This window comes from Xenorhabdus sp. PR6a (genome assembly GCF_028599065.1).
GTDB lineage: Bacteria > Pseudomonadota > Gammaproteobacteria > Enterobacterales > Enterobacteriaceae > Xenorhabdus > Xenorhabdus doucetiae.
In genome coordinates, this window is the sequence record NZ_JAQRFJ010000123.1 from 1 (window position 1) to 2951 (window position 2951).

Annotated in this window: 1 protein-coding gene and 1 pseudogene; both read left to right on the forward strand. The window is 38.0% G+C overall.

What is annotated here, in order from left to right; all coding sequences use genetic code 11:
- Nucleotides 1-259 precede the first annotated feature (259 nt).
- Nucleotides 260-1177, forward strand: coding sequence for an AEC family transporter (locus tag PSI15_RS17430; RefSeq protein ID WP_273584624.1), 918 nt, complete (start codon nucleotides 260-262; stop codon nucleotides 1175-1177).
- Between the two features lie 224 nt (nucleotides 1178-1401).
- Nucleotides 1402-2500, forward strand: a pseudogene (locus PSI15_RS17435) (ISAs1 family transposase).
- Nucleotides 2501-2951 lie beyond the last annotated feature (451 nt).

Sequence of the window (2951 nt, forward strand, 5' to 3'; positions counted from 1 at the left end):
ATCTGGTCTAAGTTCAGTCATCATACGTATCCAAGGATCATATGAAAAGATTTAAACTACCACGAAGATGTTTTCATTATCAACTAATGTGGGTTGAAATGAGCTGTTGTTCTCAAAAGGAAATACATTTTTAGCAAAAGTCTTGCTCATGCCCCAAACGTTTAGTTCCTTATCTTGAGCGATCTCAGGTTAACCAAGTAGAAGAGCGTTTAAGAGCGTCTGACAATATTGAACATTTTTTATTTAAGAGAGTCCTACAATGTTGAACGTTTTTCTCTCCATATTACCTATTTTTTTACTGATAGTAATAGGATTCCTGTCTAAGTTATATATCAAGGATGTTACGATATTTTGGGGATTTTCCGATAAGTTTGTTTACTATCTTTTCTTTCCTGCGCTATTGATATTAGATATTAGCGATACACACTTTAGCAGTACTAATAATTTCTACTCAATAATGTCGACAATCATTTCAACGATAATAATTTCATTAATTATATTTGTTGTTAAGTTTTTTATAAAAACATCGCCGGATCTTTTTACCTCAATTTTTCAAGGTAGTATTAGATATAATTCTTATATATTCATTGCTCTTTCCCAATCCTTATTCGGTAGTGAAGGGGTTGCACTGTCTGGATTTTTTGTCTCCTACATGATCATTTTAACGAATATAATGAGTGTGTTGGTGATGAATCACTACGGTACTGGTAGCAAAAAAAACCTTAGTAGTGCCATGTTAGCACTGACTAAAAACCCGTTGATTATCGGAGCCGTGTTAGGGGTTGTGATGAATATGCTCAACATCCATGTTACAGGTGCACTAAGGCAACTTTTTCTATACTTATCTAATGCGGCTACCCCATTGAGTTTAATGTCAGTTGGTGCGGGGTTGATAGTTAGTATGCACATACGCCAGATAGTCGCCATTTTTTATACCACTCTGCTCAAGCTGGTTGCAATGCCCATCATTACTATTGTGTTGGTGAAATATTTTGACGTTTCTGGACTGCCGGCGAGTATTGCTATTCTTTATTCTGCGGTTCCTTGTGCGGGAAATGCCTATATTTTGGCTCGGCAGATGGGGGGAAACCATGAGGTGATGGCTGCCATTATTATCTGGACAACTTTATTGTCGATTTTCACTCTTAGTTTTATCCTAGGCAGTGTGACCGTTTGATAGTTAAGTACCAGCTTTTGTAATTGAATATATTGGAGATCTACATATTATGTATACTAATCACTAAGCGCCTAAAATTGAAATACTCCCCCATAACTTAGGGCGGGATCTCACATTTTAATAAGGTTATTATGGTTAAATAAAAATCAGAATAGGATTTTTTATAAGCATTTCCATACGTAAAACGTTAAGATCTCACTATTCCATAAAAAGTGATTTTAATAATGAATATTTTTGATTTTATCAGCAAGATAGATGACCCACGTTCTGACATCAATAAAAAACATGAGTTAATGGATGTCATTTTTTTGGCCTTTTCTGCTGTGTTATGTGGGGCTTCTGGCTGGAAATCCATTCAGGCATTTGGTGAGTTACAAATCGAATGGCTTAAACAGTACACCTCTTTTACTCACGGTATTCCTCGTCGTCACTGTATTGCCAATATTATCAAAATGATAGAGCAAGATGCACTGGTTGAAGCCTTTTATGCCTGGATCAACCAGCGCCGGCTCAAGGCAGGGAAAAGTATTATTGCCATTGATGGAAAAACCCTGCGGGGAACCTGTAAAGGGACGTTGTTTGAAGCCCTGCATGTGGTCAGTGCTTATGATGTTGAATCGGGGATTGCCCTGTATCACCGTGCCGCTGAAAGTCAGGGCAAGGAAGGCCCGGTTGCCAGACAATTAATTGAATTACTTGCGCTTGATGGAGCCATTGTCACTCTGGATGCCTTGCATTGCCAGAAAGAAACCCTTGAGTTAATTCATCAACGAGGCGGGGATTTTATTTTAGGGCCTCAAAGGCAATCAAAAAACGCTCCATGAGTTTGTCAAATCGCATTTTGCGGCGCATTATGAGAATGATGAGCTTGTTGAATTTACGGAGAAAAATAGCGGTCATGGACGAAAAGAATTCCGCCATGTCATGCAAATCCGGGCGGCATTACCAGAGTCCCTTCAACAGCAATGGCCTTCAATACAGAGTGTGATTGAAGTGGTCAGTGAACGGAGTGTGAAAGGTCAACCTTCCCACTGGGATTCACGCTGGTATGTCAGCTCTCTCCCTTTGGATGCGGAAATCGCCGCCAAGGCAATCAGAAGGCACTGGTCGGTGGAAAACGAGCTGCATTGGGTCTTGGATGTCACTTTTCGGGAAGATGCAATATCACTCAAAGATCCGGATAGTGCCGCGCAAATGGCGCTGTTTAACCGCATTGCGTTAAATGTGATTAAATAAAACACCAGTATCAAGAACAGTCAGGCAGCTAAACGTCGAAGAGCAACATGGTCAGGGGAATTTCGTAGTCAGCTTATCTTTGATTAAATTAAATACAAAGTGGAATCCCGCCCTGCCCATAACTTAACACAAATTGTTATTTTTTAATTGAAAAGAGAAAAATGTTTAGATATCTATGCCATAGATAAATGGCCGTTTAAAAGCTTGCCGTTATTTCAATTGCCCGATCATTATTCCTTATTCCTGTTTTTTTATGTTCCTTATTTAATATGAAAAAATGTTATTTGTTATTTTTTATAAAAACAAATAAAGATATATACTGTTTTATAATGTTACGTCAGCATAAATTTATCAACATAATATGGAGATTTATGGAATGACACTATCAATAGATCAGCAAATAACTCTAACTTCTCAGGAATCCTCTCTGATTCGTTTATCTCTTGAAAATATTAAATATGATCCCTCTGGTTCAGATTCTTATCTCCACGAACTGAGGAAAATTTCTTATTCTGTATTTCCCGATCGTGTTATTTCA